This window comes from Flexibacter flexilis DSM 6793 (genome assembly GCF_900112255.1).
In the GTDB taxonomy this organism is placed as follows: Bacteria; Bacteroidota; Bacteroidia; order Cytophagales; family Flexibacteraceae; genus Flexibacter; species Flexibacter flexilis.
Map to the genome: position 1 here is coordinate 483,689 of NZ_FOLE01000001.1, position 23,013 is coordinate 506,701.

The window sequence follows — 23,013 nt, forward strand, 5'->3', positions numbered from 1 at the left end:
GGAATCTTTACCTTTGTGCAACTTACAAAAGAATCAAAAACATTGCTTTTTTTATATGAAAAAACACAAACAATATCTTCAAAAAATGTTAGCGTCGGAAGATGCACAGATGCAGAAGCTACACGACATCGTACAAGATGCCATTATGGAAGAACAATTGCTTACTTCCAAACTCTCCGACGATGAGGAAAACCCCAGTTTTGGCGACCGTCTGGCCGACAAAGTAGCCGACTTCGGCGGTAGTTGGGCGTTTATCATTACGTTTGGGAGTATTTTGCTTTGCTGGATTATTCTTAATTCATTTATCCTGATTTCCAAACCCTTCGACCCCTACCCTTACATTCTCCTGAATCTTTTGTTGTCGTGTGTGGCGGCCATGCAAGCCCCCGTGATTATGATGAGTCAAAACCGCCAAGAGGCCAAAGACCGCAAACGCAGCGAAAACGACTACATGATTAACCTCAAATCCGAGCTGGAAATCAGGAACTTACACCAAAAAATTGACCTCTCGACCGAAGAGCAGTACAAGCATTTGTGCGAAATCCAGCAACAGCAAATAGAACTGATGCTTGATATTCTCAAGCACGTTAAAAACCCGTCGGCGGCTGGCAAAACAGATAGCAGCAACAAAGCCTAATCATTTTATTGTATAAAAATCAGAAACAATGCAAGAAACGCCAAAACATGATGCTTACGCGGCTTTGCGTAATCCCGAATATCGTTTTTTCCTTTTGGGGCGTGTGGGCATGACCTTAGCCCTCCAGATACAGGCCGTTAGTGTTGGTTGGCAAATTTATAGCCTCACGCACGACCCATTTTCTTTGGGACTTATCGGCCTTACGGAAGCTATTCCTGCGCTAAGTATTTCGCTTTTTGCGGGTTATGTGGCCGACACGCGTAGTCGTAAAAAAATCATTTTTTGGTGTTTGAGCCTTTTGCTATTGGCCTCGTCGCTGTTGCTGGCCGTAAGTTACGATGTTGGGCAAATGCTTACGCTCATGGGTACGGCTCCGATTTATGGACTTATTTTCCTGACGGGTGTGGCGCGTGGCATGATTGGCCCTGCGATTTTCGCGCTGATGCCCCAAATCGTTTCGCGCGACCTCTACGCCAATGCCGTAACTTGGAACAGTACTTCGTGGCAAGCCTCGTCCGTGCTTGGCCCTGCTCTTGGTGGTCTTATTTATGGTTTTGCAGGCATGCACGCAGCCTATGCTTCGCAAGTAGTGCTGTTGGCTGTGGCAATGTTTGCATTTGGCCTGATTAGCCCCAAACCTATTCCGACCTCCGACAAACGTCAGGATTTTTGGGCAAACCTTACCGAAGGTATTCGTTTTGTGTTCGGCAATCAGGTGATACTCAGTGCCATGAGTTTAGATTTGTTTGCGGTGCTTTTTGGTGGTGCGGTTGCGCTGCTGCCCGTTTTTGCCTCTGATATACTCAAAGTTGGGGCGCAAGGTTTGGGGCTTTTGCGTGCTGCGCCTGCGGTGGGTTCGGTACTAATGGCTTTATTTATTGCTCATTATCCCATCAAACGCAATGCAGGCAAAATCATGTTGGCTTGCGTGGCGGCTTTCGGTTTGTGTATGATTGGCTTTGCGCTTTCCGACTCATTTATAATTTCGCTTATCATGTTGGCACTCAGTGGCGTGGTGGACAGCGTAAGTGTAATTGTCCGCTCTACGCTGATACAATTGAATACGCCCGAAAACATGAAAGGCCGCGTTTCGGCAGTCAATAACATGTTTATTGGTTCTTCCAACGAAATCGGGGAATTTGAATCGGGAACGGCGGCGCGGCTGCTGGGCGTAGTACCATCGGTCATTTTTGGTGGCTGTGTAACGCTGGGTGTGGTGAGTTTTACAGCCCTGAAAGCCGACAAATTGCGCAAACTGGATTTATAAACGTACTGTTTTTCTGGCAAACTATTTTCGCCAACAACGTTAACGGCCTTTCAACAGATATTTTATTCCGTTGAGAGGCTATTTTTTTGAAATATCCTCAAAAAAAAAGGCCTTTCTCTTGACTTTTATATAAAAGGTGTAAATTTACACCCCAAAATCAACCCCTTTTTTAAAAATATATCAAAAATGGCAACATTGCGATTTAAAGCCTTAGAATACGCCACTAACCGCCAAGCGGTGCCAGTGAGCCGCCCAGCAGAGAAAATCTCTGATTATTTTGGTGTAAATGTTTTTGGTAAAAAAGCAATGCAGGAATACTTGCCTGCTGATGTTTACAAACAGTTGAGCCATGCTATCGAAACTGGTAGCAAAATAGATGAATCAGTTGCCGAAGCTGTTGCCGCAGGTATGAAAAGCTGGGCAATGGGCAAAGGTGCAACACACTACACGCACTGGTTTCAGCCTTTGACGGGTGCTACTGCCGAAAAACACGACGCTTTCTTTGAGCCAGACGGCGACAAAGCCCTCGAAAAATTCAAAGGTAGCGCGTTGGTACAACAAGAACCAGATGCCTCTTCTTTCCCGAACGGCGGTATCCGCAACACGTTCGAGGCGCGTGGTTATACAGCTTGGGATCCTTCGTCTCCAGCTTTCATTATCGAAACTCACTCGGGCAAAACACTTTGTATCCCGACTATCTTTGTATCTTATACAGGCGAGGCACTCGACCACAAAACACCATTGCTGAAGGCGTTGGCGGCTGTGGACAAAGCTGCCGTAGCGGTATGCGAATATTTTGACCGCGACGTAACACGCGTTTCGGCTACACTTGGCGCAGAACAAGAATATTTCTTGGTGGATAAAGCCTTGTTCTCGGCTCGTCCTGACCTTATTATGAGCGGTCGTACCGTATTCGGTCACTCGCCAGCCAAAGGCCAACAATTGGAAGACCATTATTTTGGTTCAATTCCGCCACGTGTACACAACTTTATGCTTGATTTTGAAACGGAGGTTTTGAAATTGGGTATTCCGATTCGTACGCGCCACAACGAAGTAGCACCAGGTCAGTTTGAATGTGCGCCTTCTTTCTCTGAAATCAACTTGGCCATTGACCACAACCAATTGCTCATGGACGTGATGAACCGCGTAGCCGATCGCCACAACCTTAGAGTATTGTTCCACGAAAAACCATTCGCGGGCATCAACGGTAGCGGTAAGCACAACAACTGGTCTTTGATTACGAACACAGGCAAAAACTTGCTTTCTCCGGGCAAACGTCCGAAAGATAACTTGTTGTTCCTTACGTTCTTCGTGAACACGATTATGGCCGTGTACGAACATGCAGATTTACTTCGCGCAAGTATCGCTTCGGCAGGCAACGACCACCGCTTGGGTGCAAACGAAGCTCCTCCAGCGATTATTTCGGCGTTCTTGGGTTCGCAACTTTCGGCGGTATTGGATTCTTTGGAAAAAGATACTTCCCTTATCGAAAAAGGCGACAACATGTATTTGAAATTGGGTATTGATAAAATCCCAGAAATTTTGTTGGACAACACAGACCGTAACCGTACTTCGCCGTTTGCTTTCACAGGCAACAAATTCGAGTTCCGCGCGGTGGGTTCGTCGGCCAACAGTGCTTTGCCAATGGCCGTATTGAACACGATTGTAGCTGCTCAATTGGAAGCGTTCAAAACGGAAGTTGATGCGCTTATCGAAAAAGGCACGAAAAAAGAAGTAGCGATTATTACCGTTATTAAAGAATACATCAAGGTTTCTAAAAACATTCGTTTTGAAGGCAATGGCTATTCGGACGAATGGGTAGAAGAAGCGGCTAAACGTGGTTTGTCGAACGTGAAAACTACGCCTGTGGCACTTGATGCGTATGTTTCGGAAAAATCGAGAGCGTTGTTCCAAGCACACGGCATTTTCGGAGAGCGTGAATTGGAAGCTCGCCACGAAATTTATTTGGAAGAATACATTAAGAAAGTACAAATCGAGTCGCGCGTAATGGGCGATTTGGCTATGAATCACGTCATTCCGACGGCGGTGGCGTACCAAAACAAACTTATAGTCAATGTGAAAGGCTTGAAAGATTTGGGCTTGGGCGAAGAGCATACACAAAGCACATTGGAAACTATCAAAGAAATCTCGACGCACATCACGGCCATCAAAACGAAAGTGGATGCCATGACGGAAGCACGTAAAGTAGCAAATAACATTGCACATTCGAGAGAACGCGCCATCGCTTATTGCGACGATGTGAAAGCGTATTTCGATGTGATTCGTTACCACGTGGACAAGCTGGAGTTGTTGGTAGATGACGAAGATTGGCCTTTGGTGAAATACCGCGAATTGCTTTTCTTGAAATAAAATCATAACACAATACGCGCCTATTCTCTTACGGGAGGATAGGCGTTTTTTTGTTTGTTTTGGTGTTCTTTTTTGCTTGAGTGAATAAGAAATTTATACTTTTTATTTTGTGTAACAGATTGATATACTGTATTTTGTTTTGTTTATAAGTATTTCTTTTCGTGTTCTTTAAAAAAAATAATACATATAGCTTGTCTTTACTTTTTCGTACCAAAGATATTTTGATAAATTTGCGCTCAGGTAAAATAAATATTCACCTTGAACCGAAATTTAAACACTGCGACTTAATTATGGCACAATTAGAAACAGCTATCTTTCCCGACGAATTGCTCAATGTTTTTGATGACGAGGGCTTCGAGGACGATGAGGATTTCGACGATGAAGACGAAGACATCTTCGAGGAAGAACTTGACTACGACGAAGAGGACGAATTCGGGGATATGGAAGAATTCAGCGAAGACGACCTTGAAGACATTGACGATTTCGATGATTTTGACGACGACGACGATGACGACTTCGACGATAGCGACGAAGACTTCGATGACGATATGTTCTAAGACCCCTAAAAGCCTTTGCAAAAAACTGCAAAGGCTTTTTTGTTTTATTTTTGGCTTTTTGCCTCAAAATCCGTTGCTTTGGATAGTCGTAGCAGCCCACTCGGTGCGCTGCCCCCGAAAACAAGAAAATTTATCTTTAGTTAATAAAATAGCAATTCGCTTATTGCAACATGAGTCAGAAAACCAATATCAAAGCTCTTTTGGCCTCTGATGCCATCGGAAGTACGGTAACTGTGCGCGGTTGGGTGCGCACCAAACGAGAAAGTAAAAATGTAGCCTTCATTGCGCTAAATGATGGCTCTACTATCCATAATTTGCAGGTGGTAGCCGATACCGCCAAATTTGACGAAAATACACTTCGTAATGTTACCACAGGAGCTTGTATCTGTGCGGTGGGGCTTTTGGTGGAGTCGGCGGGTAGCGGACAACGTGTAGAGATTCAGGCCGAAAGCATTGAGATTTATGGCGTTTCTGACCCCGAAAAATATCCATTGCAACCCAAAGAACACTCTTTGGAGTTTTTGCGTGAAATAGCACACTTACGCCCACGCACCAACACGTTTGGCGCGATTTTGCGCATACGTCACGCGCTGGCTTATGCCATTCACAAATATTTTAACGACAACGGATTCTATTATTTGCACTCGCCAATTATTACGGGAGCAGATGCGGAAGGCGCAGGCGAAATGTTCCGCGTAACGACATTAGACGCTAAAAATCCGCCGTTGGATGAGACAGGAAGCGTGGACTTTAAGCAAGATTTCTTTGGCCGCAAAACCAACCTAACCGTTTCAGGACAGTTGCAAGGCGAGTTGGGAGCAATGGCACTTTCCAAAGTTTATACGTTTGGGCCTACGTTCCGTGCGGAAAACTCTAACACGGCTCGCCACTTGGCGGAATTTTGGATGATTGAGCCAGAAGTGGCGTTCAATGATTTGGACGATAACATGGAGCTTGCCGAAGATTTCTTGAAATATTTGATCAACTACGCCCTGACGCATTGCGCCGACGATTTGGCGTTTTTGGATGCGCGTTTCCGCAAAGAAGAAGACAAGAAAAAGAAAGAAGAACGTGCCGAATTGGGCTTGCTCGACCGTCTTAACTTTGTGGTTGCCAATCCGTTTGAGCGTTTGACTTATACGGAAGCGGTAGAAATTTTGATAAAATCGAAACCTGCACAGAAAAAACAATTCCAGTACGAAGTGAATTGGGGAACAGATTTGCAGTCGGAACATGAGCGTTATTTGGTAGAAAAACATTTCAAAAAACCTGTGATTCTGACCAATTACCCGACGCACATCAAGGCGTTTTATATGAAGCAAAACGAAGACGGCAAAACTGTTCGTGCGATGGACGTACTTTTCCCTGGCATCGGCGAGATTATCGGCGGTTCGCAACGTGAAGAGAATTACGAAAAACTCATGGCACGCGTGAAGGAAGTCGGTATCCATGAAGAAGAAATTTGGTGGTATTTGGAAACGCGTAAATATGGTACAGCACCGCACGCGGGTTTTGGCTTAGGCTTTGAACGCTTGGTGTTGTTTGTTACGGGCATGGGCAACATTCGCGACGTGATTCCGTTCCCGCGCACGCCGCAAAATGCTGATTTTTAATACATAATGTAGTAAAAGTATAGAAAGCACACCCAGATACAAAGTTCTGAGTGTGCTTTTTTATGCGTAAAAACAACCCATACAATCTTATCTTTTTCCAAAATACAGTAATAACTATTTGGTTAAATTTTATGCAAAATATCAGACCTCTTTGTAAATTTGGAAAAGTAAAAATTTTGCATCGCTCATGGGACTAATGGACAGCCTTTATACCTTGCTCAAAAGCAAGGAAAAAGAAAAAGAAACACCACCCGAACCCTCGCCCGAACAGCTTTTGGACGAGGCTATCACGCAATTACAATTTTCTTTGCGCAAAAGCGAAGATTCGTTTCGTAGGGCGCAAGCCAACCAACAAGACGTAGGCCGCCAATTGGCGCAATATCAGGACAATGCCAAACGCCTGAACTACGATGCCGTGCAGGCCATGCGACAAGGCAAAGAAGCACAAGCCCGTGATTTGCTGTCGCGCAAAGTGAGTGCCGAGCAGCAAGCCGCCCAAATGGAACAGCTTTACCGACAAGTGTCCGAAACCACCGCCCAACTCGAACAGCAACGCGCCACCATTCAACTGCAATTGCAGGAGTTGCGCGGCAAAAAAGTGATGCTTTCTGTGCAAATGGAAAAAGCCACCCAACAAAAAGAAGTGGCCGCCGTGTTGCAGAATCTGGAAGCCAACAGTTTGCCTGCGCTGGAAACGCAACTGCTTCAGGCACAATTAGAAGCAGGTTATACACCGCTGGACATGGAACTGGCTCAACTGGAAAAACAAGACCAAGACCGCCGTTGGCAAGCCGAGTTGGAGCAGCAACAAAAAGCCTTAGAACAAGCCCAATTAGAGCAGCAAACGCGCAAAATAGATTCGGTTTTTAAGCAACACGAAGACAAAGAAAAGGCAATCGTGAAGCAACAAAAAGCCCAGCAACAAGCCCAACAAAAAGAAGACATCAAACAGTTTTGGGAGCAAGCCGCCCCCGAAACACCCAAAACGAACGACATAGACACGTTTTTTCGGGAGTCGATGGTGCAGCAGCCTCCACAAACTCCAACACCGCCGCCAATTGAGCAGTTTTTTGAAGAAAAAAAAGAGTCTGCTGTTGTGCCTAACACGCCAGCCTTAGACGATTTTTTCAAAGAAAAGCCAAGCCCAACGCCTCCGCAAACGCCTGATTTTGATGCGTTTTTTGGGAAAGAAAAAGAACCGCCAACCGACTCGCAACGAAAAATTGACGATTTTTTTAATGATTAATACAGAAATAAAAAGGACTTCTAACCATTGCGGCGAAGTCCTTTTTGTTTGTGCTTTTGGGGCTAAATTATTTTTGCCATTGCGCCAAAGCATCCGCGATTTTGCGGTCGTTGGCCAAACGCGGCACTTTGTTTTGCCCGCCGAGCTTGCCTTGTGTTTTCATGTACTCGCGGAAAGCGTCGGTTTGTAACGCCGTGATTTCCAAAGGGCGCAGGATATTGCCTGTAATCAAATCGTCGTAATAAATATTGAGCTTGCGCATACGCTCATCAAGGCGACGCGCAAAGGCTGGCAAATTGGCGGGCATTTTTGCAAACTCAATCAACCATTCGTGGTGCGGCAAACCTTCTTCGGGCGTTACTTGCGGTGCCACCGTAAATTCCACGATTTCGGCTTCTGGATGGTATTGCATGGCGTATTGCATGGCTTTTTCCACTTCTTCAGCGATTACGTGTTCGCCAAAAGCCGAAATAAAATGCTTAATGCGACCCGTTACCACGATTCTGTACGGATTTTTGGAAACAAACTTGACAGTGTCGCCAATCGAATAGCCCCACAAACCCGCGTTGTTGTTGATAACCAGCGCGTAATTTTTGTCCAGCTCCACTTCGCCAATGCTCAAACGTGTTGGGTTTTCGTTGAAATATTCTTCTGTCGGAATAAATTCGTAGAACATACCGCCATCCAACAAAAGCAACATTCCTTTTTCTTTTTGGGAATCTTGGTAAGCGATAAAACCTTCCGACGCTGGATAAAGCTCAATCGAATCTATTTGTTTACCGATAGACTCGAACAGTTTTTTGCGATACGGCTCAAAGTTTACGCCGCCATAAATGAACACCGAAAATTCAGGAAATACATCTTTGATTTTTTTGCCTGTACGTGCCTCAATACGGTCAAAATACATTTGCACCCAAGGCGGAATCCCCGAAATCAGGGACATAGGCTGCGAAAGCGTTTCATCTATGATTTTATCCAATTTTTCTTCCCAATCTTCAATGCAATTGGTTTCGTAGCTTGGCATTTGATTGGTGCGCAAATAGCCGGGTACGTGATGGTTGGAGATGCCCGACAAACGCCCCACAAAAATCCCGTTTTTGGTTTGAAGCGCAGGGCTACCCGACAAGAAAATAAGTTTTTTGTCCAGAAAAGCACTGTTGCCAGTTTCGTGCACATAGTTCAAGATGGCATTACGCGCCGCGTTGATGTGGTACGGCACCGACTCGCGCGAAAGCGGAATATATTTTACGCCCGACGTAGTGCCCGACGTTTTGGCCAAATACATGGGTTTGCCTGGCCAAAGAATATTTTCTTTGCCATCTACGACCTGTTGTATATAATCTTTGAGTTGCTCGTAATCGCGAACGGGTACGCGCTTTTTGAAATCTTCGTAATTGCGAATATTGTCAAAGTCATGGTCTTTGCCGAAAACAGTCTTTTTTCCGTTTTCGATAAGATTCATAAACACAGCTTCTTGCGTTTGTTTGGGCGTTCTGGCCCATTTGCGTTGTTTGCTCACCACGTAGGCGGCCAACGGTTTGCTTAAAAATGCTCTTATTCCCATGTGGGCAAAATTAAAATAAAAACTAAAACATGAAACGTGCGGGCTGTATTCGTGGCACTTTCTTTTCAGAAAAGCCCATTACTTTCGGGTTAATAGCCACTTTTGTTTCCCAATCATTTCCCGAAATGTATGGTAAATAGTTTTTTTGTATAGCTGACGGCCTTTTTTTAACATATTTTAACATATTTTAAGAAGTGTTTAACATTCTCGCATTGAATGGCCGCCTACCTTTGTATCAGTTAGTTCGTTTCATTAACCATACTAAAACATCAAAAACTATGAGAGTCTTATCATCATTTTTCCGCACAAAAAAGATGTTGGCCGTGGCGATACTTGCGCTTTTCGCGCTTGGAGCAAAGGCGCAAAGTTCGCAGGTCTCTAAAACAAAAATCAAAGTGGTGACTATTGAAAATGGTCAGAAACAAACCAAAGAAATTATCATAGACGGCGAAACAGATCCCGCCGCTATCCAAAAAGTTTTAAAAGAAAACGGAGTAAATGATGTGGAATTGCCTCCGTTGCCGCCGCCACCTCCACAAGGTGCAGAACTTCCACCGCCACCACAAGGCGCAGAAGGACAAGAGCTACCACCTCCGCCGCCGCATCATTTCAAAAAAATAATAATAACCAAAACGGCTGATGGCGACTCGACCGTAAAAGTGGAAGAAGGCTTTTGGCCTGAGCACCATGGCGGCAAACGTGGCGGCCATCATCGCCACCACCCACACCATGCAGCCGATAGCGCACATACTGGCAAACATGGTGGGCACGGTCATCACCACCGCCATCACCATCACGGCGATAGCACCGTAAACCAAAAGAGAGTAGTGATTATACAACAAACCTCTACTTCTTCCAATAACAGTGCGGCAGCGCGTAAAGCAGCCAAAAACAAGGAAATTTCGTTGTATCCGAATCCTTCAACAGGTTTGTTTTCAGTGTCTTATAGCAATCCGAAAGCAACTGCCGACCTGACGCTAACCATTACCGATGCCAAAGGCAAAGAGGTGCGCCGCGAAACAATCAAAGGCAGCGCGGGTTTGTACGAAGCCAATGTCAATCTGACAGAACAAGCCAAAGGAACGTATATTATCGTTCTGACGGGCGATGGCTCGAAGAAAACCAAGAAAGTGGTTATCGAGTAAATTTAAAGTAAGCATACCAGTAAACTATCTTATAAATCTGTTTGCCAAAAGCCCCGATACCTTGTGTTGGGGCTTTTCTTTTGGGGAAAAGCATCAGGACAAACCGAAAGAATTTGTATGTTTGCCGAGTTAAAAAAGAGCAAAGGCTTTATTGAATATTAAATTTTGCCCCGTTTATATGCGTGTAATTAACTTAGTGGATTTTGTAGCTCCCATCAACACAGGGATTTGGAAGGCGGCAGTGAGTACGGCAGATATTTTGCAAAAACAATATGGCGTAACTTCTGAAATTTGGTTTCCCGAAACACAATATAAAAAACAAGATTTTGGTGGAGCAACACCTGTTGTTTTGGCGGGTATTAGTTCGGCTGAATTGCAAAAACAAATCGAGGCACGCGGCCTTAATCCAGCTGAAGACATTATTGTTTCGCATGGAGCTTGGCAATATCCATCGCATTGGGCACATCAGCTCAAGCGCAAGGGGTTCCGTTGGATTTATACGCCACACGGAATGTTAGAGCCTTGGAGTATGAGCCAAAAATGGTTTAAAAAATGGCTTTATTTCAAAATATACGAAGGTCGTTTTGCGCGTAAAGCCGATGCCGTGCGTGCGGTGGGCAGGCCAGAACTCGAAAATCTTCGTAAGGAGTTTTCCAAAAGTTTGTTGATTCCGAACGGCGTGCCGATTTCGGAAATAATGGATTACAAAAAAGCCGACAAACCGCGTAAAATGCTGTTTATGGGGCGTTTGCATCACAAGAAAGGCGTAATTCCATTGGCTGAGGCATGGAGCAAATCTGTTTTGGCCAAAAATCATGACTTTGAATTGATTTTTGCAGGGCCAGACGAAGGCGAACTGGAACAATTAAAAGTCATCATCAGCACCCAAACCAACATTTCTTACATCGGTGCTGTATTTGGTGAGGCCAAAACGCAACTACTCTCCAAATGCCATTATTTTGCGTTGCCTTCGTTTAGCGAAGGTTTCCCGACCAGTGTGGTGGAGGCCATGCAGTTCGGAATGTTACCGCTCATTAGCGATGGTTGCAACTTCCCCGAAGCCATCGAAGCCGATGTAGCGATTCGCGTTTCGCCAAATGTGGACGATATTGTAACGGCTCTCAATGATTTGCCAGCCATTACGCCAGATTTGCATTTTGCCATTACCCAGAAATGCCAAAAACTTATATTAGAACATTATTCACTTTCGCGCATTGCACAGCAGCAATTTGAGCTGTATAGTAAATTACTAGGAAAGTAATGTTATTTTTATAAAAATAACAATTTTGGATACGTTCTTTTTGTCAAACCTTAATCTTTAACTTGACTTTATCGGTATTATTTTTCAATTTGATACAAAACTTATGTAAACTAACTTAAATATTTTACTGATATGTCATTACAAATTTTTATAGAGTATTGCAGCCAAAAACCCGCTGCCGAACAAACCAAAATTGGGCATTCGATTTATTTTAAAATAAAAGATAAGGTATTTGCGATTCTGGATGACCAACTTGATTTGGAAAAACTAACTGTCAAATGTGATATGCAAGAGGCCGTTTCGCTGCGCCTGGAGTATTCGTACATTCACCCTGGTTTTCATATCAACAAAGAGCATTGGAATACTATTTTTATTAAAGATATGACCGACTTAGCTTTGGTGCGCGACTGGATAGACAATTCCTATGAGCTTGTAAAAGCCACTTTGAGCAAAAAACAATTGGCTGCATTGGGGCTGAGCTAAGGCACAATGCCGTATGAATTTATGCGGAATTGCTCCTAATTTTTTTATATTTGCGAAAGCAATTCAATACTTTTTTTTCAATTAAAGACTTGCGCTATATGTTTGCCAAATGTTTGGTCTGGAAAGCGGAATTTTCTCTTTTCAAAAAAAACAGCAACATTTAGTGTAAGTCTTTTTTGTTTCAAACTATTTTATTCAGTACACAAAATGAGCAAAACCATCATTAACAGCAGCAAAGCCCCTGCTCCAATCGGGCCGTATAGCCAAGCCGTAGCCGCCGCAGGTATGTTATTTATTTCGGGGCAAATCGCTATCAATCAGGCCACTGGCCAACTCGTAAGCGAAAGCATCGAGGCCGAAACAGAACAAGTAATGCAAAACCTACAACACATTTTGCAAGAGGCAGGCATAGACTTTAGTAAAGTGCTGAAGTGTTCTATTTTCGTGAAAGACTTAGGCAATTTTGCACGCATCAACGAAGTATATGGCCGCTATTTTCAGGCCGAAGCCGCGCCCGCACGCGAAACCGTAGAGGTAAGCCGTTTACCTAAAGATGTGAATGTTGAAATTTCGTGTATAGCTTTGTTATGAGTGATATAATCGAACTGGAAGGGTTAGAGTTTTTTGCCTATCACGGTTTTTATGACGAGGAGCAAAAGCTCGGTAACCGATACAGTATAGATATTCGGGTAGAAGTGAATTTGCAAAAAGCCGCTAAATCGGACGCGCTGGCCGACACAGTGAGTTACGAACAACTTTACAAAATTGCGGCCTCCGCCATGCGTGAGCCTGCCCGCCTGCTCGAAACGGTAGCCCAACGCATTATTGAGGCCATTTATGCGCAATATCCGCATATTGTGGCTTGTGCCGTAAGTGTGAGCAAACACAATCCGCCGCTGGGTGGTGTGTGCGCTAAGGCACGCGTTACGCTATGCCGTTAGGTATCTTTTAAGCCAAACCTTATAGCGTTCCGAAAACCAATAAGGTTTGGTTTATACAAATTCAATATTTTGTAAACCAGCTCTTTAGCGTTTTATTTGTTTTATGAAAAAAATTCTTTTGGCCGAAGATGACCCCAACTTGGGGCAGATTTTACAAGAATATCTCACCGTCAAAGGCTTTGAGGCCGTATTGTGCAGAGATGGTGAAATTGCTTTGCAGGCTTTTGCCAAACAGCAGCCTTTCGACTTGTGTATTTTGGATGTGATGATGCCCAAAAAAGATGGATTCACGCTGTGCGCCGACATTCGCAAAATCAATGCAACGATTCCCGTTATTTTCCTGACGGCGCGTTCGCAAAGTAAAGATGCGATTGAGGGTTTTCAGGCTGGCGCAGACGATTATGTAGCCAAGCCTTTCAGTATGGAAGAATTACTTTTGCGTATCAATGCCATTTTGCGGCGCAGTACGTCGGCAGTAGGCAACGGACAAGAAAACAAAACTACTAATGAAAATCAGTTTATTATAGGAAGTATGGCCTTTGATTATCAGACACAAACGCTCAAAAGCCAAACGCAAACCCATAAACTCACGTCTAAGGAAGCCGAGTTGCTCAAATTGCTTTGTCAAAACCAGAATCAGACCTTAGAACGCGGCACGGCACTCAAGCACATTTGGCACGACGACAGCTACTACAATGCCCGCAGCATGGATGTTTATATTACCAAACTCCGCAAATATCTGCGCGACGACACGAATGTAGAAATTGTAAACGTACATGGCACTGGATTTAAACTGCTCGTTACCAATACAATATAATTTTATTGAATAAAAAATGATTTCTTTTTGCAATAATGTTGCAAAAATCAAATGCAGGGTTTTATATTTGCAACATTATTGCAAATATAAAACCCTAACAAAGATGCGTACTTATTCTAAATGGATGTTGTTGGCTGTAGTGGCTGGCAGTTTGGCGGCTTGTAACAAAGATGACGAAGACGACCACCAAGACGAAAACGAATTGATTACGACCGTAAAAATCACCCTCAAAAACAACCAAAATGCCGCCGATAGTAGTGTTGCTATCTGGAAAGATTTGGACGGAGAAGGTGGCCAAAATCCTGTAATTGACACCCTCAAACTCAAGGCCAATACAGTGTATGTAGGTAAAATTCAGCTATTGGACGAGTCAAAAAATCCAGTAGATAACATCACGGAAGAAGTGGCGGAAGAAGCCGTAGAGCATTTGTTTGTGTACAAACCTTCGGCTGGTTTGGGGCTTAGCATTGAGCGCACGGACAAAGACAAAAATAATTTGCCTATCGGTATTGCTACGAAATTCACAAGCACTGCGGCGGCAACAGGCAATTTAGAAATTATCCTCCGACATCAACCTGGCACAAAAGACGGTACAGAAACGCCTGGCTCTTCGGACGTGGACGTATTTTTCCCTACCAAGGTTCAATAAAAAAACAAAACAAAATCGGCACATTTTCAGGCGTTTATAGCTCAAAAATGTGCCGATTTTTGCTTTTAAATATTTTCGTCAGAACTTATGGCAACGCGTTGCGCAACTTTGTGAAGTTGTCGGAAGATGCCGTTCTGTTTATGCAACCTTGTTTGTCGGCTGCGGTATTGATGGCCGAAACGCGGTTGTCGGGGTTAGGGTGCGTGCTCAAAAAGGCTGGAGTAGAACCTGATTGGCCACTAGCAATCAATTTTTCAAAAAAGCCCGCAGCACCGTTGCAAGGATATTGCGTAGCCGAAAGGTAAGTAACCGAATAAGCGTCGGCTTCTGTTTCATGTGCGCGGCTGTTTTGCAGGCTTTTGAGGTTAAGAGCCATTTGGGTAATAAGGCTTGAGTCTTTGCCCAAAATCGCCTGAACTACAAAGTTATAGCCGTATTGTTGGGTCATGGAGCGCGAGGTATGACGGCGATCTGCATGCGCGATTTCGTGGCCAAGTACGCCAGCAAGTTGCGCCTCTGTATCCAAATATTTAATCAACCCTGTATAAACATAGATGTAACCTCCAGGCGTACAGAAGGCATTTAGTGTATTGTCGTCCTGAATGATTTTTACTTGCCATGCAAACTCATCGCGGTAGGTAAGTTTGCCAGAGTTTAGTACTCTGTCGATAATGGCACGTAAGTTAGTGTAAGCCACCGTATTCGATTCTGGCAATAATGGATATTGTGTTGGGTTGGCAGCGATTTCGGCACTTACTTGTACGCCCAACTGCTTGTCTTCATCTACAGAAAGCAAATTAAGGTTACCATTTTTATCACAAGACGCTAATGATAAAGAAAAAGCCATAGCAAGCCCAAAAGCGAGTTGGAAAACTGTTTTTTTCATGCTGATATGTGGTTAATAAAAAATTAAAAACATTTAAATAATAGCGCAAGGTAGGTTAAAAACCTCTAAATAAGCAAATATCTATCCATCAAACAATACCAAAGAGCTATGTAAGTTTTTGGGGTATAGCTATTCAAAAAGGTTGGGGTATGTATGCAATTTAAGCACTATGTAAACGTTTGAACTTATAATAAATATTACATTTCGCTGCAAAAAGGCAGTTGCACAAAATATAATTATTGATATTGGCTAAAAATATTTATCAAATTTTGTTTGGTATATCAGAATACTATCTCTATTTTTAAGCCACAATTGCCATTTATCTCTATTTTATATGGTTAATACAAAATAATAACGTATAAAATATGGATTACTGTATTTCTGCAAAAGAAACATAGCCACTTAAATACCATTGCTTATCATAGAGCCCCATAAATTATTATTGTATAAAAATTATTCCTACAAAAAAATATCGTAAGCAAAGACAATGAGCACTCCTTTCAAGTTCGACCAGATAGACCGCAAAATCTTGGACATTCTTCAAGCGAACGCCAAAATTACCAATGCACAACTTTCTAAAGAAATTGGCCTTTCACCAGCCCCTACGCTGGAGCGCGTGAAAAAATTGGAACAAGCTGGTGTTATCAAAAGCTATCACGCCGTACTAAATCCGCAAGAAATAGGCTTGGGCGTAAGCACTTTTATTCAAGTTACATTGCTTGGTCATCGCAAAGAGTATATCAATTCTTTTGTGGGACGTATCAACGAAATCCCAGAAGTGGTTGAGTGCCACCACGTTACGGGACAAGGTGATTTCTTACTTAAAGTAGTAGCCGCAGACATCACTAGTTACCAAAATTTGATTTTGGACGTGATTAGCGAAATTCCCGAAATTGACAATTTACAGTCTATCGTGATTCTTTCTACGTTCAAGGATAGTAAAGTAATGCCTATTCCTTAATCCAAAGATTTAGGATTATACTGATATTTACGCCCAATGTAACTAAAGTTACGGTATCGTGCCATAGAATTAAGCATCTTTGCATAAGCATTCTATACACCAGATACTAACTTATGGCTACATTGGGTTTATTTTTGGCCGTTTTGGTCGGCATTTCTTTAGGACTAATTGGGAGCGGCGGCTCTATTCTTACCGTCCCGATTTTGGTTTATATAGTGGGCATCGAACCCGTAGTAGCTACTGCATATTCGCTTTTTATTGTGGGCTCTACGGCACTGGTCGGCGGCTTGCAAAACGCCCGACAAGGCAAAGTAGATTTCAAGACAGCCATTATTTTTGGCATTCCGTCTATCGTATCTATCTATTTCATAAGGCTTTATGTAATGCCTCTTATTCCGCAAGAGCTGTTGCACATTGGGCATTTCGCCCTGAGCAAAAACATGGGCTTGATGGTCTTTTTTGCCTTTTTTATGATGCTTGCTTCTACTTTTATGATTCGCCCCAGCAAGCAAACGCCCGACGAAAATAGCCAAGTAAACATTACGCCTAAAGATTATCCATTCATTTTGTTGCGTGGCTTAGGCGTAGGCACGTTGGCGGGTTTGGTGGGTGCAGGTGGTGGCTTTCTCATTATTCCAGCCCTCGTACTTTTGGCCAAAATGCCCATGAAACGCGCCATAGGCACTTCACTTTTTATTATTGCGGCACAATCACTTTTAGGATTTTTGGGAGATTTGCAGCGCAACCCCGACATTCAGTGGCCTTTGCTGTTGGGCTTTTCGGCGGCATCGGTGAGCGGTATTTTTGTAGGAAATTATTTGGGCAAATTCATTTCGGGCGCAAAACTCAAAACAAGTTTTGGCTGGTTCGTGCTGGTGATGGGTTTGTACATTGTTTCGCGCGAAATTATCGGGCAACTGTAAGCGTTTGGCGGAAGGTTTCTTTGTGTCCCGTTTGGTCTGTGATGTCCATGCGCAACACATACACGCCTGCGGTTACATCTGTACCGTTGCTGGTGCCGTCCCATGCGTCGCGGAAATTATCAGCCCTGAAAACAAGCTGTCCCCATTGATTAAAAATCTGTAAATCAACTTTTTCTGCAAAATAACCATAGACCCGAAACGCATCATTTGTACCGTCTTGGTTGGGCGAAAATGCTTCAGGAATCCAAATTTTAAGACGTTGTTTGAGCGTTCCGATATTGGAATAAACAGGCGTACTGTCTGGCAACAACACGCGTACGCGGTAGCGCAAAAGTTGGTGCAATGTGTCCAGTGTATTGTCTTGAAACGAATTTGTACTTGGGTTAAAATCTTGCAAACTAACAACTTGCCCATTTTCGTCGAGCCATTCGAGGCGGTAGCCAGTGGCGGCAGGCGTGCCAGCATAAGCCGACCATTGCAACATTTTTTGGCCTTTTTGCTCAAAAGCACTCAAATAAACGGGGCAAATACTGGCCGATTCGTCCGAGACATTGCCGCAAGAATCTGTGTAACTGATGGTGTAGCAATATTTTTTATCCGCAGCAATTACATTTGGCATTTGTTTGCTCGTATCGTTAGCTGCAACCAAAAAGGTTGTACTGTTGTCTCCGTCGTGCTGCACAATGTTGTATTGGGCAATAGAAATACTTGGTTTTTGCCAAGAAACTAAAATCTTGTTATCCTCCGAAACACTGGCCGTTACGTGCGTAAGGGCTGCGGGTTTGGTATTAAAAAAGGCTGTTACACATTTGTTACCTTCGGTAGAAATAGTAATGTTATCGTTGTTAAGGCCGTTTTTGTGGGTGAGCGTGGTGCGTAGGCTGTAGCAATATTGCTTGCCGCATTTGATGTTGGTGTCGGTGTATTGGTTGGTGAGTGCGCTGTTAAAAGTGCCGACATTTTGGCCGTCGCGGAAAAGTTCGTAGCTCTGCAAGGCTGCGTTAGGCGTGTAAGTTGGCCACTCAATGATATTTTGACCACTCAAAGACTGTACATCCAGCGGCGAGTTACACATTTCGGTACTGTTCAGGATGTTGCCGCACACATCAAAGGCCTGAACCATAAGGCAATACGGTACGGTGGTGGCATCCGAAGTATTCGGAACATTGGCCGTAATAATGCCCGATGCGCTGCTAATGGTATCGGCAAAAGTATAAACCGACGCATTTTGTTTTTTGACCAAAAAACGATATTGCAGAAACGGACGCGCATCAAAACGAACCGTAAGCCCTGCAGCTTTGGTGGCGGTCATGCTCATTACTTCTGGCTTGATAAGCGACTGGAAAACAGTCATTTGTTGCTGAATTTCTACCCCGCAATCCGAGGGCGGAATCATGCCGCGCACGGCTACCGTATAAGTGTTGGGCGAAGCGTAAGTATAAAGTATGGTCGTGTCTGCTCCTTTAAAATTAATAATTTTGGGTGCGGAAGCGTCGCCAAAATTCAGGTAATAACGCTTATAACGTTGGCCGTCCAGATGCACCGACAAAACATTGTTATTGCAGCCTTGTAACGTGTATTCGGGAGCTGGCGGCAGAATAACAACTACTATTTTTTTGCGTTGTTGTGCTGTGCCTTTGTTGATGTCTTGCACGACCGTGTACGTGCCCGCCGTGCTGTACGAAAACGTGTAAGGGTTGCGCCTGTCCACACTCACGAAGTCGGTGGGTTGGAGATTGTAATGAATGTTATAGGAAATATTGATGTCTGTTACTTGGGTCGTATCAAAGCAATCGTCGAGGCTGAGGCTTTGCCCGATGCACACGGTTACTGTGTCCATATTCTGACTTGCACCTTTAAAATAAAAGCAAGCCAAGTTTTGGGCAGCAAGACCATTGATTAAAAATAAAAATACGACTACGCCTAATAATAACTTTGTTTTTAACATCATATATAAAATTCAAAAAACACCCCCAAACGATGGTGTTTCATTACCAAACCAGTAAAGATTGATTCAAACATACAAAGTTTTAGAAACACACGGAGCAAAAGTTAATGTTTCTGCCCAAAAATATCAAATAAGTCCAAGAGCCTCCCTCCTATTTGCCAAAACACACACATACGCGCCTACATTTGGGAAAATATCAGCGTAATTATATATTTGTTTAACGTTAATAACTCTTTTTTATTCTCAAAATAGCGCATTAATGATAAAACTTGCGATTCATGGAGGAGCTGGCACTATCCTCAAATCCCAAATGACTGCCGAAAAAGAACAAGCCTATCGCGAGGCTTTGGCCGCATCATTGCAAGCGGGATATGCCGTCCTGAAAAGTGGAGGCACAAGCCTTCAGGCCGTAGAAGCGGCAGTGGTAAGTCTAGAAGATTCGCCACTGTTCAACGCAGGAAAAGGGGCTGTTTTCACCCACGACAAAACCCATGAGTTAGATGCGGCTATTATGGAAGGGCTTACGCATCGTGCGGGAGCTGTGGCAGGTGTTTCCAATATCAAAAACCCAATTGTGGCGGCACATCGCGTCATGACGCATTCCGAACACGTACTTTTGATGGGAAAAGGTGCAGAAGCATTTGCCCAAATCCAAAATTTGGATATTGTAGAACCATCGTATTTTGATACGGATTTTCGTTTGCAGCAGCTCATGGCCATTATTGACAGCGAAAAAGCCATTTTAGACCACGACGGTGCGCAAGAAAACCAGAATAGCGCACAAGAAAACGGAGAGAAGAAATTCGGAACAGTTGGGGCGGTGGCTTTGGACCAATACGGCAATTTGGTGGCAGCTACTTCTACAGGCGGTATGACTAATAAACGTTATGGACGTGTAGGCGATACGCCCATCATTGGGGCTGGCACTTACGCCGACAACGCGACTTGCGCCGTTTCGGCCACTGGGCACGGAGAATTTTTTATACGCTATGCCGTTGCGTACGACATTGTGGCACTGATGCGTTATCAAAATTTGTCGGTGCAGGAGGCGGCCACACAAGTAATTCAGAAGCTGGCTACCATTGAGCCAGACACAGGCGGCGTGATTGCCATCGACCGGCACGGAAACGTAGCTTTTCCATTCAATACCGAAGGAATGTACCGCGGTTACATCGGCGAAGACGGCGTGGCGCATACAGGTATTTATGGTGAATAGAAATAAAAAGTAAATACACACATTTTGTAGTAGATACGCACAGTTATGCGTATCTACTCATAATTGATTAATTTTTCTTTTTGTCGAAACGGTGGTCGGTCAGGGCACGCAAGAAATTTTCCAAATCAACTTTTTCTTGTTCGTTGAGACCAATCGGACGAATTAGCGTGTCGCGGTTGATAGCGTGCGCCATCGTGGCCATCGGATTGTCGTAATAATCAATTACTTGGCGCAATGTTTTAAAACTTCCATCGTGCATATAAGGCGCAGTTACGGCAATATTGCGCAAACCTGGTACTTTGAATTTACCCAAATCGGCACTGTCGCGCGTGATGTCAAAACGGCCTGCATCAGTGAGTTTTTTCCCATCGTACAAACCAATGTTACGGAACTCATCGCCTGTAAAATCTGGGCTGAAATGGCAGTCAAAACACTTGGTGCGGCTGCTCATAAACAGTTCGCGGCCACGAATTGCGGACTTACTCATGCCCTTGCCTGTCTCGGACATATATTCATCAAAAGGCGTGTTAGAAGTTTCGAGTGTGGACTCGTAAGCGGCGATAGCGTCCGAAATATTGTCGGCAGTTGGTTTTTGATGATAAATTTTTTCAAACCAACGCACATACTCGCGGCGTTTGTTGAGACGCACCACCACTTCCGACATTGGCACATTCATTTCCAAGCCGTCTTCTATCGGAAAATGTACTTGGTCGGCGAGTGTTTTGGCTCGGCCATCGTAGAAAAAAGCACTACGCGCCGCCATATTCATCACCGAAGGGGCATTGCGTTTGCCGCGTTTGCCCGCTACGCCAAGGCTCAATGCCGCAGTATCAGCAAAAGCAAATTCGGGAATGTGGCAAGAGGCGCAATTTTGCGTATTATCTAAAGATAGTGCTTTTTCAAAAAAAAGTTTTTCGCCCAATTCGGCAGCCGTTTTGGGGTCTTTGGAGTTGCTATCAAAATTAAAAAACAAGGTCGAAGCCGCCACTAAAGCCGCTCCCATCAAAATTTTTTTATGAAACATTCGTAATTGTTAAGTTTTGTTATTGGGATTTTACAGATAATGTAGGTTATACTAAATGATTATATTCTGATGATTGCAACGCGCAAATATACTGATTTAGAATTAATTATTTAGCTCCCATCGGGATTACGATCGTATCGCCAAGCAGCAATTTGGGTTTGTGCTTGCCGTTGGCGCGCATCACGAGACTGCGATCTATCGAATACAACTTTTCAATGGTATCCATGATTTGCCCCGATTCGATGACATGAATGGCGCGTACAGGAACGTTTATTTTCGTTTTGGCAGGAATGGAATCAAAATAAACATGGTTGTTGAACCTGACTATCAAATCTTTGGCCACATTGTAGCGATGCGCCAAACCTTCCAAGCTGTCGTTTGCGTTGGCCGTATGTTTGAAAAACAAATATTGCTCACCCACAACGCTGGTTTGGGTGTCGGGTTGCAGTACCACAGGCGGCACTTCGGTTTGTATAATCTCGGCGTTGCTAATGGTGGTTTCTTGCGGCAAACGTTCGGCGGGGAGGTCTGTTTTGTCTGTCATATTTTGCAAATAACCCAACACGGCCATAAGCGTAGCTAAAACGCCTAACAACAACAAAGACCAAAGCCATTTTCGCGGACGTGTACGGACGATTGCCGTACCCTCTTCAGTAGCGTAAGACCATTGCCAGCCAATGAGTTGTACAGAAATATTGTCTGTCCCTCCTGCTTTGTTTGCTTCGCTAATCAGTTGCTTGGCTTTGCTTGAAAGTGATTCGGGTTTTTGTAATAATAGCGAAATTTGTGCATCCGAAAGCATTCCCGTAAGGCCATCAGAACACAACAAAAGCACATCCAAATCCTCGAATGCAAGCGGCTGATAACATACATCCGCCGTAAACTCTTTGATACCCAGAGCTTTGGTTATTTCGTTGTTGCGCGGGTGATAATCGGCTTCTACCTGCGTGAGTACGCCCATGTCGGCGAGTGTCTGCACCAACGAATGGTCTTTGGTAACGCGTTCCAACTGTCCGTTGCGAAAATGATACAAACGGCTGTCGCCTACGTGTGCATAATACACTTCTTGGCCTTTGAGCAAAGCTACTACGCACGTTGTACCCATATTTTGCAGGGAAGTATCTTGTGCGGCTTTGTCCAAAATGGCCTGATTGGCTTGTTCTAAGGCTTCTTTGAGCCACGAGTACGGCGTTCCTGCCTCTAAAGTTTCCGTAAAAAAATGCCCCACTGCTTCCACCGCCAAGCGTGCGGCCAATGCGCCTCCTGCGTGACCGCCCATACCGTCGCATAAGACAAATACAACCCCGTTGGGTGTGTCGAAACAACCCAAAAAGTCTTCGTTGTATTGTCGTACCCGACCCGTATCAGTAGCAAATCCGTAGGAGAATGACATAATGAATACAATTGTTCTAACAAATATATAAAATCAGATTACACACACAAACGCTGCATTTGCTGTATTTGATATATACGTCTTAGAAACCTTAAATCTCAAATCCAACTCA

The 23,013-nt window shown here is 44.0% G+C and carries 21 protein-coding genes; 16 read left to right on the forward strand and 5 right to left on the reverse strand.

Translation table 11 applies throughout. The features are described from left to right. Positions 1 to 55 precede the first annotated feature (55 nt). From BM090_RS02070 to BM090_RS02095, 6 genes are all read left to right on the forward strand, one after another. On the forward strand, positions 56 to 637 hold the full coding sequence (locus BM090_RS02070; protein ID WP_091506482.1) for a DUF1003 domain-containing protein: 582 nt from the start codon (positions 56 to 58) through the stop codon (positions 635 to 637). Positions 638 to 665: 28 nt separating this feature from the next. Continuing rightward, positions 666 to 1,904, forward strand: a complete 1,239-nt coding sequence (locus BM090_RS02075) for an MFS transporter (protein WP_091506485.1) — start codon at positions 666 to 668, stop codon at positions 1,902 to 1,904. A gap of 186 nt (positions 1,905 to 2,090) precedes the next feature. Then, a complete protein-coding gene (locus BM090_RS02080; RefSeq protein ID WP_091506489.1) occupies positions 2,091 to 4,274 on the forward strand; it encodes a glutamine synthetase III family protein in 2,184 nt (727 codons plus the stop codon). Positions 4,275 to 4,465: 191 nt separating this feature from the next. Then, positions 4,466 to 4,831, forward strand: a complete 366-nt coding sequence (locus tag BM090_RS18265) for a hypothetical protein (protein ID WP_177199812.1) — start codon at positions 4,466 to 4,468, stop codon at positions 4,829 to 4,831. 170 nt (positions 4,832 to 5,001) lie between these two features. Further along, on the forward strand, positions 5,002 to 6,444 hold the full coding sequence (asnS, locus tag BM090_RS02090) for an asparagine--tRNA ligase (RefSeq protein ID WP_091506491.1): 1,443 nt from the start codon (positions 5,002 to 5,004) through the stop codon (positions 6,442 to 6,444). A gap of 187 nt (positions 6,445 to 6,631) precedes the next feature. Further along, entirely contained in the window at positions 6,632 to 7,690 is a 1,059-nt protein-coding gene (locus BM090_RS02095; protein ID WP_091506494.1) for a PspA/IM30 family protein, read from the forward strand. A gap of 67 nt (positions 7,691 to 7,757) precedes the next feature. On the opposite strand, the gene BM090_RS02100 is transcribed toward BM090_RS02095, so the two are convergent. Beyond that, positions 7,758 to 9,254: a GH3 auxin-responsive promoter family protein gene (locus BM090_RS02100; protein WP_091506498.1), complete on the reverse strand. Its 1,497-nt coding sequence runs from the start codon at positions 9,252 to 9,254 to the stop codon at positions 7,758 to 7,760. A 278-nt stretch (positions 9,255 to 9,532) separates the two neighbouring features. Here BM090_RS02100 and BM090_RS02105 point away from each other — a divergent pair, with 278 nt between their 5' ends. The 7 genes from BM090_RS02105 to BM090_RS02135 all read left to right on the forward strand — a co-directional run bounded on the left by BM090_RS02105 (position 9,533) and on the right by BM090_RS02135 (position 14,550). After that, complete coding sequence (locus BM090_RS02105; RefSeq protein ID WP_143083838.1) at positions 9,533 to 10,399, forward strand: T9SS type A sorting domain-containing protein; 867 nt, start codon at positions 9,533 to 9,535, stop codon at positions 10,397 to 10,399. A gap of 178 nt (positions 10,400 to 10,577) precedes the next feature. Continuing rightward, positions 10,578 to 11,660, forward strand: coding sequence for a glycosyltransferase (locus BM090_RS02110; protein WP_091506505.1), 1,083 nt, complete (start codon positions 10,578 to 10,580; stop codon positions 11,658 to 11,660). Positions 11,661 to 11,792: 132 nt separating this feature from the next. Further along, positions 11,793 to 12,143, forward strand: a complete 351-nt coding sequence (locus BM090_RS02115) for an MmcQ/YjbR family DNA-binding protein (RefSeq protein ID WP_091506509.1) — start codon at positions 11,793 to 11,795, stop codon at positions 12,141 to 12,143. Between the two features lie 207 nt (positions 12,144 to 12,350). After that, positions 12,351 to 12,734 (forward strand): RidA family protein, encoded by a 384-nt coding sequence (locus BM090_RS02120; RefSeq protein ID WP_091506513.1) that lies wholly within the window; start codon positions 12,351 to 12,353, stop codon positions 12,732 to 12,734. After that, positions 12,731 to 13,084: a dihydroneopterin aldolase gene (gene folB / locus BM090_RS02125; RefSeq protein WP_091506517.1), complete on the forward strand. Its 354-nt coding sequence runs from the start codon at positions 12,731 to 12,733 to the stop codon at positions 13,082 to 13,084. Before BM090_RS02120 ends, folB begins: the two co-directional genes overlap by 4 nt. Positions 13,085 to 13,187: 103 nt before the next feature. Then, positions 13,188 to 13,901 carry a response regulator transcription factor gene (locus BM090_RS02130; protein ID WP_091506521.1) on the forward strand — a complete coding sequence of 238 codons (714 nt, stop codon included), beginning with the start codon at positions 13,188 to 13,190 and terminating at the stop codon, positions 13,899 to 13,901. Positions 13,902 to 14,004: 103 nt separating this feature from the next. Then, the gene (locus BM090_RS02135) at positions 14,005 to 14,550 is read left to right on the forward strand and encodes a hypothetical protein (protein WP_091506524.1); all 546 of its coding nucleotides are present in this window, start codon (positions 14,005 to 14,007) and stop codon (positions 14,548 to 14,550) included. 85 nt (positions 14,551 to 14,635) lie between these two features. Here BM090_RS02135 and BM090_RS02140 read toward each other — a convergent pair whose 3' ends face one another. Beyond that, a complete protein-coding gene (locus tag BM090_RS02140; RefSeq protein ID WP_091506527.1) occupies positions 14,636 to 15,436 on the reverse strand; it encodes a M48 family metalloprotease in 801 nt (266 codons plus the stop codon). A 487-nt stretch (positions 15,437 to 15,923) separates the two neighbouring features. Between BM090_RS02140 and BM090_RS02145 the strand changes: the two genes are divergently transcribed. Further along, positions 15,924 to 16,397, forward strand: coding sequence for an Lrp/AsnC family transcriptional regulator (locus BM090_RS02145; RefSeq protein WP_091506531.1), 474 nt, complete (start codon positions 15,924 to 15,926; stop codon positions 16,395 to 16,397). Positions 16,398 to 16,510: 113 nt separating this feature from the next. Then, complete coding sequence (locus BM090_RS02150; RefSeq protein ID WP_091506534.1) at positions 16,511 to 17,320, forward strand: sulfite exporter TauE/SafE family protein; 810 nt, start codon at positions 16,511 to 16,513, stop codon at positions 17,318 to 17,320. Here BM090_RS02150 and BM090_RS02155 read toward each other — a convergent pair. After that, entirely contained in the window at positions 17,304 to 19,271 is a 1,968-nt protein-coding gene (locus BM090_RS02155) for a T9SS type B sorting domain-containing protein (RefSeq protein ID WP_091506538.1), read from the reverse strand. The two genes, BM090_RS02150 and BM090_RS02155, sit on opposite strands and share 17 nt — an antisense overlap. 256 nt (positions 19,272 to 19,527) lie before the next feature. Between BM090_RS02155 and BM090_RS02160 the strand changes: the two genes are divergently transcribed. Next, on the forward strand, positions 19,528 to 20,484 hold the full coding sequence (locus tag BM090_RS02160) for an isoaspartyl peptidase/L-asparaginase family protein (RefSeq protein ID WP_091506542.1): 957 nt from the start codon (positions 19,528 to 19,530) through the stop codon (positions 20,482 to 20,484). A 67-nt stretch (positions 20,485 to 20,551) separates the two neighbouring features. On the opposite strand, the gene BM090_RS02165 is transcribed toward BM090_RS02160, so the two are convergent. Further along, the gene (locus tag BM090_RS02165) at positions 20,552 to 21,508 is read right to left on the reverse strand and encodes a cytochrome-c peroxidase (protein ID WP_091506546.1); all 957 of its coding nucleotides are present in this window, start codon (positions 21,506 to 21,508) and stop codon (positions 20,552 to 20,554) included. 106 nt (positions 21,509 to 21,614) lie between these two features. Further along, positions 21,615 to 22,901 carry a Stp1/IreP family PP2C-type Ser/Thr phosphatase gene (locus BM090_RS02170; protein WP_091506549.1) on the reverse strand — a complete coding sequence of 429 codons (1,287 nt, stop codon included), beginning with the start codon at positions 22,899 to 22,901 and terminating at the stop codon, positions 21,615 to 21,617. Positions 22,902 to 23,013: the final 112 nt, after the last annotated feature.

What these genes read in the sequence shown, in the direction of transcription:
- BM090_RS02070 (WP_091506482.1), top strand. Translation starts at nt 56, where the DNA reads ATGAAAAAACACAAACAATATCTTCAAAAAATGTTAGCGTCGGAAGAT.
- BM090_RS02075 (WP_091506485.1), top strand. Translation starts at nt 666, where the DNA reads ATGCAAGAAACGCCAAAACATGATGCTTACGCGGCTTTGCGTAATCCC.
- BM090_RS02080 (WP_091506489.1), top strand. Translation starts at nt 2,091, where the DNA reads ATGGCAACATTGCGATTTAAAGCCTTAGAATACGCCACTAACCGCCAA.
- asnS (WP_091506491.1), top strand. Translation starts at nt 5,002, where the DNA reads ATGAGTCAGAAAACCAATATCAAAGCTCTTTTGGCCTCTGATGCCATC.
- BM090_RS02095 (WP_091506494.1), top strand. Translation starts at nt 6,632, where the DNA reads ATGGGACTAATGGACAGCCTTTATACCTTGCTCAAAAGCAAGGAAAAA.
- BM090_RS02100 (WP_091506498.1), bottom strand. Translation starts at nt 9,254, where the DNA reads ATGGGAATAAGAGCATTTTTAAGCAAACCGTTGGCCGCCTACGTGGTG.
- BM090_RS02105 (WP_143083838.1), top strand. Translation starts at nt 9,533, where the DNA reads ATGAGAGTCTTATCATCATTTTTCCGCACAAAAAAGATGTTGGCCGTG.
- BM090_RS02110 (WP_091506505.1), top strand. Translation starts at nt 10,578, where the DNA reads ATGCGTGTAATTAACTTAGTGGATTTTGTAGCTCCCATCAACACAGGG.
- BM090_RS02115 (WP_091506509.1), top strand. Translation starts at nt 11,793, where the DNA reads ATGTCATTACAAATTTTTATAGAGTATTGCAGCCAAAAACCCGCTGCC.
- BM090_RS02120 (WP_091506513.1), top strand. Translation starts at nt 12,351, where the DNA reads ATGAGCAAAACCATCATTAACAGCAGCAAAGCCCCTGCTCCAATCGGG.
- folB (WP_091506517.1), top strand. Translation starts at nt 12,731, where the DNA reads ATGAGTGATATAATCGAACTGGAAGGGTTAGAGTTTTTTGCCTATCAC.
- BM090_RS02130 (WP_091506521.1), top strand. Translation starts at nt 13,188, where the DNA reads ATGAAAAAAATTCTTTTGGCCGAAGATGACCCCAACTTGGGGCAGATT.
- BM090_RS02135 (WP_091506524.1), top strand. Translation starts at nt 14,005, where the DNA reads ATGCGTACTTATTCTAAATGGATGTTGTTGGCTGTAGTGGCTGGCAGT.
- BM090_RS02140 (WP_091506527.1), bottom strand. Translation starts at nt 15,436, where the DNA reads ATGAAAAAAACAGTTTTCCAACTCGCTTTTGGGCTTGCTATGGCTTTT.
- BM090_RS02145 (WP_091506531.1), top strand. Translation starts at nt 15,924, where the DNA reads ATGAGCACTCCTTTCAAGTTCGACCAGATAGACCGCAAAATCTTGGAC.
- BM090_RS02150 (WP_091506534.1), top strand. Translation starts at nt 16,511, where the DNA reads ATGGCTACATTGGGTTTATTTTTGGCCGTTTTGGTCGGCATTTCTTTA.
- BM090_RS02155 (WP_091506538.1), bottom strand. Translation starts at nt 19,271, where the DNA reads ATGATGTTAAAAACAAAGTTATTATTAGGCGTAGTCGTATTTTTATTT.
- BM090_RS02160 (WP_091506542.1), top strand. Translation starts at nt 19,528, where the DNA reads ATGATAAAACTTGCGATTCATGGAGGAGCTGGCACTATCCTCAAATCC.
- BM090_RS02165 (WP_091506546.1), bottom strand. Translation starts at nt 21,508, where the DNA reads ATGTTTCATAAAAAAATTTTGATGGGAGCGGCTTTAGTGGCGGCTTCG.
- BM090_RS02170 (WP_091506549.1), bottom strand. Translation starts at nt 22,901, where the DNA reads ATGTCATTCTCCTACGGATTTGCTACTGATACGGGTCGGGTACGACAA.